This window comes from Rhizobium sp. KNZ14-9A, assembly GCF_056755015.1.
The window spans coordinates 1,767,052-1,782,805 of record NZ_JBPGXB010000002.1; the positions used below are offsets into that span (position 1 = coordinate 1,767,052).

A 15,754-nucleotide genomic window follows, 5' to 3' on the forward strand; every position below is an offset into this window, starting at 1 on the left:
AGGGCTGACTTTCCCTGTGGGTTCTTGACGGTTTGACGACAACAGTGCCTGCGAATCTGCTAGAGACGGGCCGGGAATTTGTAAGGGGAATTGGACGTGCAGGTTGGCATCGATATGGGACTGGCGTCCGGCGCTCCGGCGACGCTCGATATCGAGGAGCTGCTGGCGACACGTCTGCTCGTTCAGGGCAACTCCGGCTCCGGAAAATCGCATCTCCTCCGCCGTCTGCTGGAACAATCCGCCCAATGGGTGCAGCAGGTCATCATCGATCCCGAAGGTGACTTCGTCACGCTCTCCGACCGGTACGGCCATGTCGTCGTCGATGGCGAGCGCACCGAAGCCGAGCTTGCCGGCATTGCCAACCGTATCCGCCAGCACCGCGTATCCTGCGTTCTCACGCTGGAAGGGCTCGATATCGAGCAGCAGATGCGGGCCGCTGCCGCCTTCCTCAACGGCATGTTCGATGCCGATCGCGAATATTGGTATCCTGTTCTCGTCGTGGTCGACGAAGCGCAGATGTTTGCGCCCTCTGTCGGCGGCGACGTGTCGGAAGATGCGCGCAAGGCCTCGCTTGGCGCCATGACCAACCTGATGTGCCGCGGACGTAAACGCGGGCTTGCGGGCGTCATCGCCACGCAGCGTCTTGCCAAGCTTGCCAAAAACGTCGCGGCCGAAGCCTCGAACTTCCTGATGGGCCGCACCTTCCTCGATATCGACATGGCGCGCGCCGCAGACCTGCTCGGCATGGACCGCCGCCAGGCGGAAATGTTTCGAGATCTCAAGCGCGGCCATTTCGTAGCGCTCGGCCCGGCATTGTCGCGCCGGCCGCTGCCCATCCAGATCGGCAATGTCGAGACCTCGGCGCGCTCTTCCAGCCCGAAGCTGATGCCGCTGCCGGATGCGCCACAGGATGTCGAAGACCTGATCTTCACGCCCGACCCGGAAGAATTCCAGCGGCCGATGGTGCGGCGTACGCCGCCCGCACCACGCCCGACCACCGATATCCTTGCCGAACTGTCGCGTTCGACGCCATCGGCTGCCCCCTTGCAGGCTTCGGAACCGCGTGTGGCCCAGCCGGAAATCTCGGCAGAAGAGCGTGAGGAACGGCTTGCCGGCGTGCTCGCCGAAATCCTCGACGATCCGGGCTCCGGCTTCCGGACCGATGCGGTACTCTATCAGGAATTCCTGGTGCGGCTGCGCATGCGCCGCGTTCCCGGTCCGCCGATGTCGCTGCCGGAATTCCGACGGCGCGTCGCGGTTTCGCGCTCTGGCGTCGATCCCGAAATGGCGGCAGGCGAAGCGTGGGCGACGGCACTTTCGCTGTCGAACGGCGTCACCGACGATCTGCAGGGCGTGTTCCTGATGATGGCGAAGGCTGCGATCGGCGGCGAGGCTTGCCCTTCGGACGCCCGTATCGCCCGTGCTTACGGCACGCATTCGGCAAGGCGCGCGCGCCGGCTGCTCGGCTATTTCGAGGAGCAGGGGCTCATCGTCGTGCACACGGATTTCAGCGGCAAGCGTATCGTTGCCTTTCCGGACCTGCAGGCTGAGACAGCGCCGGGCTCGGCCGATGCGCCGGACAGCGACTTTCTGAAAAGCGCTGCCGAATAAACCGCGTCAGACCCAGCTCTGGATGATTTCGGGGCTGGCATGGATGCAGGTGAGCTCCAACCGCGTTGTTCCAACATTCTTGAAGCAGTGCGGCGTCTCGGCATTGACGATGACGATATCGCCGACGCTGGGCTCCAGCGTCTCCTCGCCAACGGTGAAGCGCGCCTTGCCGGAGCGGACGATCCACATTTCCGTGTAGGGGTGAACATGCAGGTCAGGCCCCTGGCCAGGCTCGTTGTCGATCAGGAAGATCGAGACCGGCGCGCCGTAATCGCCGCCCTCGAAACGGATGGTGCGATTGGCGAACTGCTGCTGGCTTTCACGCGGTATGACATGGAACATGATTTCCTCCTTGGATCACGCTGCAGGTTCGCTATATTTATCTTCACGAGAAGATAATCTTCCCAATTTATCTTCTCGTCAAGATAGTTTTGGAGTGACCATGGAAAAGCGAGACCATGTCGACCGGCTGCGCGCTCTCTGGGCGGAAGAGCTGCCCGATCTCGATACGACGCCGATGAGCATTCTCGGACGCATCTACCGGATCTCCAATCTGGTGCGGCCATCCATCGAGGCGACATTCTCGGAATTCGATCTCGATCGCGGGGAGTTTGACGTGATAGCGACGATCCGGCGCGCTGGGCCGCCATACAGAATGATCCCGACGGAGCTCTACAGTCTTCTGATGATCTCCTCGGGCGGGCTGACGCACCGGCTGGACAGGCTGGAGAAATCCGGGCTCATCCGGCGCGAGCGCTCTGCCGGGGACAAGCGCAGCTTCGAGGTGGCGCTGACGGAAGAGGGCATCCGCCGTGCCGAAGCCGCCTTCCGCGAAGACATGAAGCGGGAACTCGGCCATCTCGAAGGGCTGGACGAGGACGAGCGTCGGGCGCTGGCCGGGCTCTTGCGCAAACTTGCCGGTTCGCTGGAACGGGCGGGCGAGAAAGGGCTTGCTGCGGCAGATTCTGTTTGACAATCCTGTGACTTATCCCTAAAGACCGCCCCAGCACCGGGCAGCAATGTCCGGTGTTTCATTTGACATGTCCCGTGGATCCTGTCCGTTCGCGAATGGAAAGATCCTGTCGGGTCTCGGAAACGAGATCAAAGGAGGGCGTGTTTCCTTCGCGCGGTTTGGCAACAAACCGTCCTAACTTTTTGAAAGGAAATACGATGAGCAAGCGCGAATCGTCCAAGTACAAGATCGACCGCCGTATGGGCGAAAACATCTGGGGCCGTCCGAAGTCCCCGGTGAACCGCCGCGAATACGGCCCGGGCCAGCACGGCCAGCGCCGCAAGGGCAAGCTTTCCGACTTCGGTGTGCAGCTGCGCGCCAAGCAGAAGCTGAAGGGTTACTACGGTGACCTGCGCGAGAAGCAGTTCCGCGCGATCTTCGCTGAAGCTGACCGCCGCAAGGGCGATACCTCGGAAAACCTGATCGGTCTTCTGGAGTCCCGTCTCGACGCGATCGTCTACCGCGCCAAGTTCGTTCCGACGGTCTTTGCTGCCCGTCAGTTCGTCAACCATGGCCACGTTACGGTCAACGGCGTGCGCGTCAACATCGGTTCTTACCGTTGCAAGGCCGGCGACGTCATCGAAGTTCGTGAACGTTCCAAGCAACTCGTTACGGTTCTGGAATCGGTTTCGCTCGCAGAGCGTGACGTTCCTGATTACGTCGAAGTCGACCATAACAAGATGGTTGCCACTTTCGCACGCGTTCCGACGCTTGCCGACGTTCCGTACCCGGTTGTCATGGAACCGCATCTGGTCGTCGAATTCTATTCGCGTTAATACGCGAGGCGTTTTCGCATACAGAAAAGCCGCCCTCCAAGGCGGCTTTTTTGTTCTCTGGAGAGAAGCCATCATGGATTTGCAGGCAGTCCTCGACAGCATCTACAAGGAGCTGACGCCCCGCATCGGCGAGGGCAAGGTCGCGGATTACATTCCCGAACTTGCTAAGATCGATCCGAACCAGTTCGGCATGTCGATCATTACCGTCGACGGCAAGGTCTACAGCGTCGGCCATGCCGATGTCACCTTCTCCATCCAGAGCATTTCCAAGGTCTTCATGCTGACGCTGGCGCTCGGCAAGGTGGGCGAGGGGCTGTGGAAGCGGGTCGGGCGCGAACCTTCGGGCTCGGCCTTCAATTCCATCGTCCAGCTTGAGCATGAGCACGGCATCCCGCGCAATCCCTTCATCAATGCCGGCGCGATCGCCGTCAGTGATGTCGTCATGGCCGGCCATGCGCCGCGCGAGGCGATCGGCGAGTTGCTGCGCTTCGTACGTTACCTCGCCGACGACGAATCCATCACCATTGACGATAAGGTGGCGCGTTCGGAAACGGCGACCGGCTATCGCAATTTCGCGCTCGCCAACTTCATGCGCTCCTACCGCAATCTCGACCATCCGGTCGATCATGTGCTCGGCGTCTATTTCCACCAGTGCGCGCTTTCGATGACCTGCGAGCAACTGGCCCGTGCCGGTCTGTTCCTGGCTGCGCGCGGCAGCAATCCGCTGACCGGCCATTCGGTGGTGTCGCCGAAGCGGGCGCGACGCATCAATGCGCTGATGCTGACCTGCGGCCACTATGATGGCTCAGGAGATTTCGCCTATCATGTCGGCCTGCCGGGCAAGAGCGGTGTCGGCGGCGGCATCTTTGCCGTGGCGCCGGGCATCGCCTCGATTGCAGTGTGGTCGCCGGGGCTGAACAAGGTCGGCAATTCGCAGCTTGGTGCCGTGGCGCTGGAAATGCTGGCAGCCCGCACCGGCTGGTCGGTTTTCGGCGATTGAGACTGGGTTGGCCTGCGGCTTTCTGCTAAGCAGGACGCGCACATCAGACGGGTAAGAAGATGAATATCGCAGCCAATATTGCCGACGATCTGGAAACGGCTGAAGCCGGCATCGGCCATACGCTGTTTGCCGACGCGCCGCCTTCGGTCTCCTTCAACAAGCTGCGCAAGCGCCTGCTGCGGCAGGTGCGTCAGGCCTTCGAAGACTTCGACATGCTGAAGGACCAGAAGCGCTGGCTGATCGGCATTTCCGGCGGCAAGGATTCCTACGGGCTGCTGGCGCTGCTGCTCGACCTGCAATGGCGCGGGCTGCTGCCGGTGGAACTGATCGCCTGCAATCTCGACCAGGGTCAGCCGAACTTCCCGAAGCATGTGCTACCGGAATACCTCTCCAAGATCGGCGTCAAACACCGCATCGAATATCGCGACACCTATTCGATCGTGAAGGAGAAGGTGCCGGAGGGGGCTACCTACTGTTCGCTCTGCTCGCGCCTGCGCCGCGGCAATCTCTACCGCATTGCCAAAGAGGAAGGCTGCGATGCACTGGTGCTCGGCCATCACCGCGAGGACATTCTCGAAACCTTTTTCATGAACTTCTTCCATGGCGGTCGTCTTGCCGCCATGCCGGCGAAGCTGCTCAACGACGAAGGCAACCTGATGGTGCTGCGGCCGCTCGCCTATTGCGCCGAGGACGATATGGCGAAATTCGCGACTGCCATGCAGTTTCCGATCATTCCCTGCGATCTCTGCGGCTCGCAGGACGGTTTGCAGCGCAATGCGATGAAGGACATGCTTGCCGATATCGAGCGGCGCATGCCCGGCCGCAAGGACACGATGCTGCGCGCGCTCGCGCATGTGAACCCATCGCATCTGCTTGATCCGAAACTTTTCGACTTTTCTGCGCTGACCGTCACCCAAACGTCATAATGGACTTGCTATGAGCCTCTGCAGATCCATGCAACGAGTCCAAAATGATTTTCTCAGACAATGATATAGAGTTTCTCGGCGATTGCCTCCGGCATGTCGCCGAAGAAGAGATCATGCCGCGCTTCCGCAATGCGGCTGCGGCCAATGTTTCCGAAAAGACATCTTCCGTCGATCTCGTCACGCAGGCCGACCTGCGCTCCGAGGCCTATCTGACGGCAGCGATCCGCGAGCGCTTTCCCGGCGCCCTCATCGTCGGCGAAGAAGCTTATGAGGCGGATCGTTCCGTCGTGCCAGCGCTTGCCGATGCCGATCTTGCCTTCGTGATTGACCCGGTCGACGGCACCTTCAATTTTGCGGCCGGCCTGCCGGTCTTTGGCACCATTCTGGCCGTGACCGTCAAGGGCGAGACGGTTGCCGGCATCATTCACGATCCGGCCCTTGGCGATACAGTCGTTTCCCTCAAGGGCGCCGGCGCCTTCCAGCAGAAGCGTCATTGCGAGCCTGTCCGCCTGAAGGTGGCGGAGCCGATCGAGCTTAACCGCATGATCGGTGCCATGGCCTGCAGCCATATGGAGGAACCGGACCGTTCGCGCGTTGCCGGCAACATGGCGAAGATCCGCATGACCTTCGCCTTCAACTGCTCCGCCTATGAATATTGGATGGTCTCGTCCGGCAAGCTGCATTTCATCGGCCATCCGAAGCTGATGCCGTGGGATCATCTTGCCGGCGTGCTGACGCATCAGGAAGCCGGCGGCCATACGGCCAAATTCGACGGAACGCCTTATAGACCGGGCGAGATTTCCGGCGGCATCATTTCGGCTCCCGACAGGGAAAGCTGGGAGATGATCCGCAGCGATATCATCGGCCACCGATAAACCGAGGGGAAAGTGCCATGACGACTGCCGTAGACACGATGAAGCTTGCCGATCTCCTGCGGCAGGCAGCGAAAGCCGAGATCCTCCCGCGCTTTCGCCGGCTGGGCAGCAGTGACGTGCGCGCCAAGACGGAAGCGACCGACCTAGTCACCGAGGCCGATGAGCAGGCCGAAAGAATGATGAAGGTCGAGGCCGCGCGCCTCTGGCCGGAAGCGCTCTTCATCGGCGAAGAATCGGTTGCCGCCGATGCAGCACTTCTCGACAAACTCGAAGGTGCCGATCTCGCCATCGTCGTCGATCCCGTCGACGGCACGTTCAACTTCGCGTCAGGCATTCCGGCCTTCGGCGTCATGGCCTCGGTCGTATCCAAGGGCGAGACTGTTGCCGGGATCATCTATGATCCGATGGGCGACGACTGGGTCATGGCCGAGAAGGGTGGCGGCGCCTGGCTGCGCCGTCCAGACGGCGAAGCGCAGCGGCTGACGGTCGCAGAGCCTGTCGCGCTCGACCAGATGGTCGGCATGGCCTCCACCGGCTACCTGCCGCAGGAGAAACGCGCAGAGATCCTCGGCAATCTCGCGAAGGTGCGCTTCCTCACCAACTACCGCTGTGCGGCCCATGAATACCGCACCTTTGCCGGCGGGCATGTGCATTACCTGATGTACAATAAGCTGATGCCCTGGGATCATCTGGCTGGCACTTTGATCAGTCAGGAAGCCGGTGCCTATGCCGCCCGCTTCGACGGCTCGGCCTATCAGCCGCACCATGTCACCGGCGGCCTGCTGATCACGCCGGACAGGGAAAGCTGGGACATCCTGCGCCGTGAGGTCTTCACGGTCTGAGCCTGAAATCAGGCAAGGATCTGCTTCAGTGCATTCAGAAGCTTGTCGCATTCGGCATCGGTGCCGGTGGTGATGCGCAGGAAATCCTGGATGCGCTCCTTGCGGAAATGCCTGACAAGGATCGCGTGCTTGCGCAATTCTGCAGCGAGCTCCGCACCGCCGCGTTCGGCGTGGTGGGCGAAGACGAAATTGGCAGATGAGGGCAGGACCTCGAAGCCGAGTTCGCCAAGGCCCACGGTCACCCGCTCGCGGCTTGCGACAATCAGGTCGCAATGTTTCCTGAACCAATCCTGATCTTCCCAGGCGGCAACCGCACCAGCCTGCGTCAGCCTGTCCAGCGGATAGGAATTGAAGCTGTCCTTGACCCTCTCCAGCGCGTCGATCAACGGCCGCTGGCCGACGGCGAAGCCGACGCGCAGGCCGGCAAGGCCACGTGATTTCGAGAAGGTCTGTATGACGAGCAGGTTCGGATATTTCCGGACGAGCGGGATGGCGCTCTCGCCGCCGAAATCCACATAGGCTTCATCGATGACGAGGACCTGATCCGGATGCTCCGCAACCATCGCCTCGATCGCTGCGAGCGGCAGCGCGGTGCCGGTCGGCGCGTTCGGATTCGGCAGGATGATAGCGCCGCAGGGCTGGCGGTAATCCTCGGTTCGTACCATCATCTTTTCGTCGAGCGGGATCTCGCGGAAATCGATGCCGTAGAGGCCGCAATAGGTCGGGTAGAAGCTGTAGGTGACGTCGGGGAAGAGCAGGGGCAGATCGTGGTTCAGCAGCGCCTGGAAGGTATGCGCCAGAACCTCATCCGAGCCGTTGCCGACGAAGACCTCGCCGGGATCGAGATCATGGCTTGCGGCGATCGCCTGGCGCAGCTTCAAACCGGTTGGCTCGGGATAGAGGCGCAGCGTGTCGTTGACCGCTTCCGAGATCGCCGCCAGCGCACGCGGCGATGGGCCGTAGGGATTCTCATTGGTGTTCAGCTTGACCAGGCCGTCGATGACGGGCTGTTCGCCCGCCACGTAAGGCGTCAGGGATTGAACAATGGGGCTCCAGAAACGGCTCATCGGGATCTTCCAGTCTTAGCTCTCAAGCAGCATTACATGTGAACGGCGCCGGGTTCGATCTGTGGGCTGTCGCCGGGATGGGTGAAAAGCTTGCCCTTTTCGGCCCAGAGCACCATGACGACGGTAACGGCGCCGAAGACCGCGAAGCCGCCGAAAAGCGGCTGGACGGTGCCGTTGAAGAGCTGGCCGACTCCGCCGCCGAGAAGGGCGCCGAAGGTCGTCGACACGAAGCCCGTCACGGCCGTTGCCGTGCCGGCGAGATTGCCCATCGGCTCCAGGCTGATGGCCGTGAAATTGGTAGCGATCACGGCAAACATCATCAGGAGGATCGAAAAGAGCGCATAGGAGAAGGAGAAGGCCGGCGTGCCGCCAAGCGCCGCGACGAAGCCGATTGCCGAGATGATGGTGAAAAGCAGCATGGCGGCATGCGAGATACGGCGCATGCCAAAGCTGCGCACCAGCATGCCGTTCAGGAAGTTGGCAACGGCAATGCCGCCCGCCGTTGCCGCAAAGGCGATCGGCAGCCAGTCGCCAAGGCCGTAGACCTCGCCGAAGACCTGCTGCACCGAGATCACATAGGCGCTAATGACGCCGGTGAACATGGTCAAGCCGATCATGTAGCCGCAGGTGATACGGTTGGTCAGAACCGTCTTGAAGCCGTCGCCGACAGCGGCGAAGGACAGCGGAATGCGTTCATCGGGCGGCAAGGATTCTTTGAGGCGCAGCAGCGCCCAGACGAAGAGGATCGAGGCGACGATGCCGAGCAGGATGAAGATCCAGTGCCATTCGGCATAGGTAATGATCAGCTGGCCGACGGAGGGCGCAACGATCGGCACGATCATGAAGACGATCATGACATAGGACATGACGCGGGCCATCTCGCGGCCGCCGAAGCAGTCACGCACGATTGCCATCGTGGTGATGCGCACGGCCGCGCCGCCGATGCCCTGAACGAAGCGCATGATCAGCAGCATTTCGAAGCTGCCTGTGGCGGCTGCCGCAAACATGCCGAGGATATAGCAGGCCAGACCGCCGAGCAGGATGTTGCGGCGGCCGAAAGCATCCGACAGGCTGCCGAAGATGATCTGCGAAGCGCCGAAGCCTAAGAAGAACACGCCGATGACGAGCTGCGTGTCATTGTTGTTGATCACACCAAGCGAATGGCCGATGCTGGGCAGCGCCGCCAGCATGCTGTCGATCGCCATGGCAATGCTGGCGGTCATGATGGCGATGGTCACCACGAACTCGACAAAGCCCATGCCGATGCGGGCTGAGCCCTGGTTTTCCGTGTGCGGTTTATGTGTCGGAGTCATTCGAATCCCCCTGAATGACGTAAGAACGGCCGAAACGCGACCGCATGAATGCGGGATGCGACGGGTTCCTACCAGGATGCCCCGTCGCCAGACGTGTCTGAAAGCTTCAGTTGCCCGATATCAGTGTCCAATATCAGTGAAGCTGGAAAGCGATGCGTCCTTCGACAGCGGCGCATGCTGCGCTCTGAACAGCCGGCCCTTTTCGGCGATCAGCACGAAAACGATGCCGATCAACGAGACGACGAAGTAGCCCACGATCATCGGTGTCGCCGTCCCGTTGAAGGACTGGCCGATCATGGCGCCGATGGATGCGCCACCGACCGTGCTCATGAAGCCGATCACCGAAGAAGCCGTGCCGGCGAGATGGCCGAGCGGCTCCATGGCGAGCGAGTTGAAGTTCGAGCCGATCCAGCCGAACTGGAACATGACCAGCGCGAAGAAGGTGATGAAGATCGGAAACGGCATCGGCTGCGGCCCGAAGACCTGCACGAGCATCCAGATGAAGCTCAACGCGCTGAAGCCTAAGAGCGAGGCATGCGACAGGCGGCGCATGCCGAACCGGCCGACGAGCTGCGAATTGATGAAGGACGAGAAGGCCATGAACAGCGCCACGCCGGCAAAGGCGACCGGAGCGTAAACGCCGAGCCCGTAAATGCCGACATAGACCTGCTGGGCGGAATTGATGAAGCCGAACAGCGCGCCGAACAGGATCGTGCTGGCAATGGTGTAACAGAGGGCGACACGGTTCGACAGGAAGATCGCAAAGCCCTGCAGGATCGAGCGCGCCGTGAACGGGCGAACATTAGCCGGATCCAACGTCTCCGGCAGGCGCAGATACATCCAGATACCAACGGCCGTCGCCATGGTGCCGATGAAGACGAAGATCATGTGCCAGGTGCTGACGAGCATGATGATCTGGCCGCTGCCGGGCGCAATAACAGGCACGACCATGAAGACCATCATGATCAGCGACATGACTTCCGCCATCTGCCGACCACCGTAGACATCGCGGACGATGGAAATAGTAATGACGCGGGTCGCGGCGGAACCAAGACCCTGGATGAAGCGCAGCGCCAGAAGACCGGCAAAGGTCGGGACGACGGCGATACCGAAGGCGGCAACAATGTAAATGCAGAGGCCGATCAGGAGCGGAATGCGGCGACCAAAGCGATCGGAAAGCGGACCGTAGAAAAGCTGCGCGAGGCCGAAGCCGAAAAGATAGGCGGAAACGACGTATTGGCGATGATTTTCATTCTCGACACCGAGGCTGGAGCCTATCTGCTGCAGTGCGGGCAGCATGATGTCGATCGCCAGCGAATTGACGGCCATCAAGAAAGCCGCAAGCGCGATAAATTCCAGCTTGCCCATGGGCAGCCGACCCGCGGACATGGCCTGTGATGAATCTGTCACAATGAAATTCCCATAAACAGGTCAAGGCGCTGCTTGGCGCAGCGCCTCGAACTCAAGATACAGATTTGGAAACCGGACGGACGCCCGGTGACCGATCAGGCGACGGCGGTCTTAATGGTGACGCCGTTTTCCTGGAGGTGCTGCTGGAGCTCACCGGCCTGGAACATTTCCCGGACGATGTCGCAGCCGCCGATGAACTCGCCCTTGACGTAGAGCTGGGGGATCGTCGGCCAGTTGGAGTAATCCTTGATGCCCTGGCGGATTTCCGAATTGGCGAGCACGTTGATGCCCTTATAGTCCACACCGATGTAATCGAGGATCTGGACGACCTGGCCGGAGAAACCGCACTGCGGAAACTGCGGCGTGCCCTTCATGAAGAGGACGACGTCGTTGCTCTTGATCTCGTTTTCGATGAATTCGTTGATACCGCTCATGGGACCTAATCCTTTCAACAGGCGGGTTAAAGGCCCGCCGTTTCAATCGTTTTCTTTAGATAGCATGTGGAAGCTGGAATTCCAGCCGCCAAAACCAAAAAAAGACCAATCCGCGACACTCTGTGGCATGCATTGTTGCCGCTGTGTTACGGCTCCTTGCTGAGGTGAGCCTGGATCTGTTCTATCTCAGTATCGGTGAAGTGCCTGAAATTCCACTGCGAGACTTCGGTCATGACACCGAGATCGTGCCCGCTCATGGACCTGCCTCGGAGAATTGCGGGCATTGCGGCTTACGATGGAGAAGGTTTAGGCGCGGCGCTGCCGGCTGCGGCCTGCCGCCGTACGGCGCTTGCTGACCTGCTTGCGAGCGGGCTTGCGGCTCGTCGGCGTTGCCTTGCGGGTGGTGCGGCTCGTCGTTGCAGACGCTGCCTTACGGCGCTTGCGCTTGGTCGTGGTGCGGCCCGTCGTCTTCTTCAGGATTTCCTTCAGCACGCTATTGATGACGCCTGACACCAGTTCATTCACGAGATTGGCCACAAAATCCCCCTCAATCCTATCGAAACGCACCTTACCTATTGAATTCCGGAAGAGTTCGCTTAGCAAGACGGCTCGAAGGTTTTATCCGGTTTTTCGCCGTATTTTCAGGCGAACCCGTCCTCCTGGTAACGGCGCACTCAACCCGCCGGAAAGAAGAAAAAGACTATGAAACTCGTCGATAAGCGGGTTGTACTGCATTTCCCCGGATTCGAACCGCTTGATGGCGCAGCGCACCGGGCGCGGTATGAGCGCACCGCAAGGCAAAGCGCATCCGTCTGGGGCTATAATGTCGCGACAGGTGCCGCGGCCGAGGGGCACTATGTTTCCTTCGATGTCGGCACTGGGGCCGATAGCTGGCAGACGCAGACGCGCGTCCATGTCTTCGACCATAACGAGCTGGTGCAGCGGTTGCGCACCGGCAATACGGCAAGCCGGATCGCGGCGGGCTTTGCAAGCTTCTGGCAGGTTGTTCGCGAGGGCGGCATGGCCGGCTATTTCCGCCATGCCTGGCGCTTTGGCCTGTTCTTCCTCTTTCCCTTCCTGCTGACGGCGCTCGCAATCGTCATCACGCTGCAGATCCTGACGCTGCATTACTGGCTGGGACTTCCCGGCTGGCACGTCGGCTGGAGCGCGCCGCTGGCGGCCATCTTCTTCACCTTCGGTTTCCTGCCGTTCTCTGAGCGCTTCCACACGCTGCATCTCTTCGCGGATTGGGAAATGGCCGTGGCGCTGGCACGCATGGACAGGCCTGTTTTCAACGACTGGCTGGAACAATGCGCGACATCGATGCGCGCGGCACTCAACGAGGAGGCCGATGAATATGTCATCTCCTCGCACAGTATGGGCTCCAGCGTCGCGGCGCATGTCGTCGGGATTCTGTTGGAGCGGGAGCCTGACGTTTTCAAGGGCAAGCGCGTGGTGTTTGCGACGCTCGGCTGCGCGATCCTGCAATGCGCGCTGATGTCGTCGGCGACGCTCTTGCGCTCGCGCGTCGGCCTGATTGCGCGTTGCCCGGATATTTTCTGGCTCGATGTGCAGTGCCTGACGGACTCGATCAACTTCTACAAGGTGCCTGTCGTCAGCGTTTCCGGCCATCCGGATGCGCCGCAGGCGAGCATGATCCATATCCGCGTGCGGCAGATGCTGACGCCTGAACATTACAAGAAGATCCGTAAGGATCAGCTGCGCGTGCACCGCCAATATGTGCTGGGGCCGGACAAGAAATCCGCCTTCGATTTCACGCTGCTGACCGCAGGCCCGATGCCGGCCTCGGTCTTTGCCTATCCCGAGCAGGACAAGCTGCCGGCCTGAGAGCTCAGCAATGAAAAGGTGAGGAGGCGTCGATCACTTTCGAGCCATCGCTTCCGTTTCAAAACAAAAACCCGGCGGAAGAAGCCTTCCAGCCGGGCCTGTTCGTTTCAGATCTTCAGTCGGCCGAAGCCAGCATTTCAATCCGGTGCCGAGGTCTGCAGGGCAAGAGCGTGCAGGATGCCGCCCATATTGCCCTTCAGCGCCTCATAGACCATCTGGTGCTGCTGCACGCGGCTCTTGCCGCGGAAGGCTTCCGCGACGACTTCGGCGGCGTAGTGATCGCCGTCGCCTGCCAGATCGCGGATCGTTACCTTGGCACCGGGAATCCCGGCCTTGATCATGTCTTCGATATCGCCGGGTTTCATGGCCATGATCGTTACTCCTTGCGCATCATTCCGCGGCGACAAGCTCGCCGCGGCCGTCCATGAAATCAGGGAACCACGATTCATGGGCATCGCGCAATTGCTGAATCGGCAGCGCAATCAGATCGTCGACGACGAGGGCATCGCCCTTGATAGTACCGAGGCGGCGGAAGGGGATGCCCGAACCTTCTGCGTTGGCGCAGATGAAATCGGCAACATCCTTCGGAACGGTCAGAACGTAGCGCGCCTGATCCTCGCCGAAGAGCTGGGCATGGGCAGCACCCTTGCCTTCGCTGAGGCTGACGTCGAGACCCTTGCCTGAGGCCATCGCCATTTCAGCGAGCGCCAGAACGAGGCCGCCGGAGGAAATGTCGTGGCAGGCGGTCGCCTGACCGTTACGGATAACCGAGCGGACGAAATCGCCGTTGCGGCGTTCGGCAAAGAGATCGACCTCGGGTGCCGGGCCTTCGGTGCTGCCGACGACATCGCGCAGATAGACAGACTGGCCGAGATGGCTGCCGTCGGTGCCGATCAGCAGAACTTTGTCGCCTTCGGCAGCGCTGCCGATTCGGGCCATCTTGCGCCAGTCGGGCATCAGGCCGACGCCGGCAATGGTGGGCGTCGGCAGGATCGCGACACCATTGGTTTCGTTATAGAGCGAGACGTTGCCGGAGACGATCGGGAAGTCCAGTGCGCGGCAGGCTTCGCCGATGCCCTTCACGGCCTCGACGAACTGGCCCATGATCTCGGGCTTTTCCGGATTGCCGAAGTTCAGGTTGTCAGTGGCCGCCAGCGGCTCGGCGCCGGTCGCGGTGATGTTGCGCCAGCATTCGGCAACCGCCTGCTTGCCGCCCTCGAAGGGATCGGCCTCGACATAACGCGGGGTGACGTCAGAGGAGAAGGCCAGCGCCTTCAGCGGATGGCCTTCGACGCGCACGACACCGGCGTCGCCGCCCGGAAGCTGCAGGGAGTTGCCCTGGATCAGCGTGTCATATTGTTCGTAGACCCAGCGGCGGCTGGACTGATTGGCGGAGCCGACGAGCTTCAGCAGCGCTTCGTTGTAATCTTCCGGTGCTGCGACGAGGTTGGCGGGCAGGGGCGCACGCTTGCCGGATTCGCGCCAGGGGCGGTCGTATTCCGGAGCCTGGTCGCCGAGATCCTTGATCGGCAGGTTGGCGACTTCCTCACCCTGATGCATGACGCGGAAGCGAAGATCGTCCGTGGTCTTGCCGACGATGGCGAAATCGAGGCCCCACTTGACGAAGATCGCCTTGGCTTCCTCTTCCTTTTCCGGCTGCAGCACCATGAGCATGCGCTCCTGGCTTTCCGACAGCATCATCTCGTAGGCGGTCATGCGCTCTTCGCGCACCGGTACCTTGTCGAGTTCGAGCAGGATACCGAGGTCGCCCTTGGCGCCCATTTCGACGGCCGAGCAGGTGAGGCCGGCTGCACCCATATCCTGGATGGCGATGACGGCGCCGGTCTTCATCAGCTCGAGGCAGGCTTCGAGCAGGCACTTTTCGGTGAAGGGGTCGCCGACCTGAACGGTCGGACGCTTCTCTTCGATCGATTCATCGAATTCTGCCGATGCCATGGTTGCACCGCCGACGCCGTCACGGCCGGTCTTGGCGCCGAGATAAACGACCGGCAGGCCGACACCCTTGGCTTCCGAGAGGAAGATGGCGTTCGACTTGGCAAGGCCGGCTGCAAAGGCATTGACGAGGATGTTGCCGTTGTAGCGGGCATCGAACTCCACTTCGCCGCCGACCGTCGGCACGCCGAAGGAATTGCCGTAGCCGCCCACACCTGCCACGACGCCGGCAACGAGATGGCGTGTCTTCGGATGATCCGGCTCGCCGAAACGCAGCGCGTTCATTGCCGCGATCGGACGCGCTCCCATGGTGAAGACATCGCGCAGGATGCCGCCGACACCGGTCGCCGCACCCTGATAGGGCTCGATATAGGACGGATGGTTGTGGCTCTCCATCTTGAAGACGACGCAGTCGCCGTCATCGATATCGACCACACCGGCATTTTCGCCAGGTCCCTGGATGACGCGCGGTCCCTTGGTCGGCAAGGTGCGCAGCCACTTCTTGGAGGATTTGTAGGAGCAGTGCTCGTTCCACATGGCCGAAAAGATGCCGAGCTCCGTGAAGCTCGGTTCGCGGCCGATCAGATCCAGAATGCGCTGGTATTCATCCGGCTTGAGGCCGTGTGAGGCGATGAGTTCCGGCGTGATCTTGATAGTGTTTGGGATGGTCATGAGCTCTCGAAAGTC

General features: G+C 61.0%; 16 protein-coding genes and 1 pseudogene. 8 read left to right on the plus strand and 9 right to left on the minus strand.

The annotated features are described in order from the left end of the window. Window positions 1-96: 96 nt before the first annotated feature. Window positions 97-1,611, plus strand: a complete 1,515-nt coding sequence (locus ACR9ZQ_RS15220) for an ATP-binding protein (protein ID WP_310388263.1) — start codon at window positions 97-99, stop codon at window positions 1,609-1,611. A 6-nt stretch (window positions 1,612-1,617) separates the two neighbouring features. Here the strand turns inward: ACR9ZQ_RS15220 and ACR9ZQ_RS15225 are convergent, their stop codons facing one another. Further along, window positions 1,618-1,953: a cupin domain-containing protein gene (locus tag ACR9ZQ_RS15225; RefSeq protein WP_481428219.1), complete on the minus strand. Its 336-nt coding sequence runs from the start codon at window positions 1,951-1,953 to the stop codon at window positions 1,618-1,620. A gap of 100 nt (window positions 1,954-2,053) precedes the next feature. On the opposite strand from ACR9ZQ_RS15225, the gene ACR9ZQ_RS15230 reads away from it, so the two are divergent. The 6 genes from ACR9ZQ_RS15230 to ACR9ZQ_RS15255 all read left to right on the plus strand — a co-directional run bounded on the left by ACR9ZQ_RS15230 (window position 2,054) and on the right by ACR9ZQ_RS15255 (window position 7,042). Beyond that, window positions 2,054-2,584 carry a MarR family winged helix-turn-helix transcriptional regulator gene (locus ACR9ZQ_RS15230; RefSeq protein WP_481428220.1) on the plus strand — a complete coding sequence of 177 codons (531 nt, stop codon included), beginning with the start codon at window positions 2,054-2,056 and terminating at the stop codon, window positions 2,582-2,584. 197 nt (window positions 2,585-2,781) lie between these two features. Next, window positions 2,782-3,399, plus strand: a complete 618-nt coding sequence (gene rpsD / locus ACR9ZQ_RS15235; protein ID WP_113324725.1) for a 30S ribosomal protein S4 — start codon at window positions 2,782-2,784, stop codon at window positions 3,397-3,399. A 70-nt stretch (window positions 3,400-3,469) separates the two neighbouring features. Beyond that, window positions 3,470-4,399 (plus strand): glutaminase, encoded by a 930-nt coding sequence (locus ACR9ZQ_RS15240; protein WP_481429328.1) that lies wholly within the window; start codon window positions 3,470-3,472, stop codon window positions 4,397-4,399. Between the two features lie 59 nt (window positions 4,400-4,458). Next, window positions 4,459-5,325, plus strand: a complete 867-nt coding sequence (ttcA, locus tag ACR9ZQ_RS15245; RefSeq protein WP_481428221.1) for a tRNA 2-thiocytidine(32) synthetase TtcA — start codon at window positions 4,459-4,461, stop codon at window positions 5,323-5,325. A gap of 44 nt (window positions 5,326-5,369) precedes the next feature. Beyond that, on the plus strand, window positions 5,370-6,200 hold the full coding sequence (locus ACR9ZQ_RS15250; RefSeq protein WP_481428222.1) for an inositol monophosphatase family protein: 831 nt from the start codon (window positions 5,370-5,372) through the stop codon (window positions 6,198-6,200). A gap of 17 nt (window positions 6,201-6,217) precedes the next feature. Beyond that, window positions 6,218-7,042, plus strand: a complete 825-nt coding sequence (locus tag ACR9ZQ_RS15255; protein WP_310388255.1) for an inositol monophosphatase family protein — start codon at window positions 6,218-6,220, stop codon at window positions 7,040-7,042. An 8-nt stretch (window positions 7,043-7,050) separates the two neighbouring features. Here the strand turns inward: ACR9ZQ_RS15255 and hisC are convergent, their stop codons facing one another. The 6 genes and pseudogenes from hisC to ACR9ZQ_RS15285 all read right to left on the minus strand — a co-directional run bounded on the left by hisC (window position 7,051) and on the right by ACR9ZQ_RS15285 (window position 11,803). Then, on the minus strand, window positions 7,051-8,109 hold the full coding sequence (gene hisC / locus ACR9ZQ_RS15260) for a histidinol-phosphate transaminase (RefSeq protein ID WP_310388253.1): 1,059 nt from the start codon (window positions 8,107-8,109) through the stop codon (window positions 7,051-7,053). A 32-nt stretch (window positions 8,110-8,141) separates the two neighbouring features. Continuing rightward, entirely contained in the window at window positions 8,142-9,422 is a 1,281-nt protein-coding gene (locus tag ACR9ZQ_RS15265) for a multidrug effflux MFS transporter (RefSeq protein ID WP_310388251.1), read from the minus strand. A 120-nt stretch (window positions 9,423-9,542) separates the two neighbouring features. Beyond that, on the minus strand, window positions 9,543-10,790 hold the full coding sequence (locus ACR9ZQ_RS15270) for a multidrug effflux MFS transporter (RefSeq protein ID WP_310388324.1): 1,248 nt from the start codon (window positions 10,788-10,790) through the stop codon (window positions 9,543-9,545). A 137-nt stretch (window positions 10,791-10,927) separates the two neighbouring features. Beyond that, window positions 10,928-11,266 carry a Grx4 family monothiol glutaredoxin gene (gene grxD / locus ACR9ZQ_RS15275; protein ID WP_481428223.1) on the minus strand — a complete coding sequence of 113 codons (339 nt, stop codon included), beginning with the start codon at window positions 11,264-11,266 and terminating at the stop codon, window positions 10,928-10,930. Between the two features lie 146 nt (window positions 11,267-11,412). Continuing rightward, window positions 11,413-11,517: pseudogene (locus ACR9ZQ_RS15280) on the minus strand (c-type cytochrome); the annotation flags it as partial. 55 nt (window positions 11,518-11,572) lie between these two features. Further along, on the minus strand, window positions 11,573-11,803 hold the full coding sequence (locus tag ACR9ZQ_RS15285; RefSeq protein ID WP_310388248.1) for a hypothetical protein: 231 nt from the start codon (window positions 11,801-11,803) through the stop codon (window positions 11,573-11,575). Between the two features lie 165 nt (window positions 11,804-11,968). On the opposite strand from ACR9ZQ_RS15285, the gene ACR9ZQ_RS15290 reads away from it, so the two are divergent. Further along, on the plus strand, window positions 11,969-13,114 hold the full coding sequence (locus tag ACR9ZQ_RS15290; RefSeq protein WP_481428224.1) for a hypothetical protein: 1,146 nt from the start codon (window positions 11,969-11,971) through the stop codon (window positions 13,112-13,114). 137 nt (window positions 13,115-13,251) lie between these two features. Here ACR9ZQ_RS15290 and ACR9ZQ_RS15295 read toward each other — a convergent pair whose 3' ends face one another. Further along, on the minus strand, window positions 13,252-13,485 hold the full coding sequence (locus ACR9ZQ_RS15295; protein WP_007826248.1) for a BolA/IbaG family iron-sulfur metabolism protein: 234 nt from the start codon (window positions 13,483-13,485) through the stop codon (window positions 13,252-13,254). Between the two features lie 19 nt (window positions 13,486-13,504). Continuing rightward, window positions 13,505-15,739, minus strand: coding sequence for a phosphoribosylformylglycinamidine synthase subunit PurL (purL, locus tag ACR9ZQ_RS15300; protein WP_481428225.1), 2,235 nt, complete (start codon window positions 15,737-15,739; stop codon window positions 13,505-13,507). Window positions 15,740-15,754 lie beyond the last annotated feature (15 nt).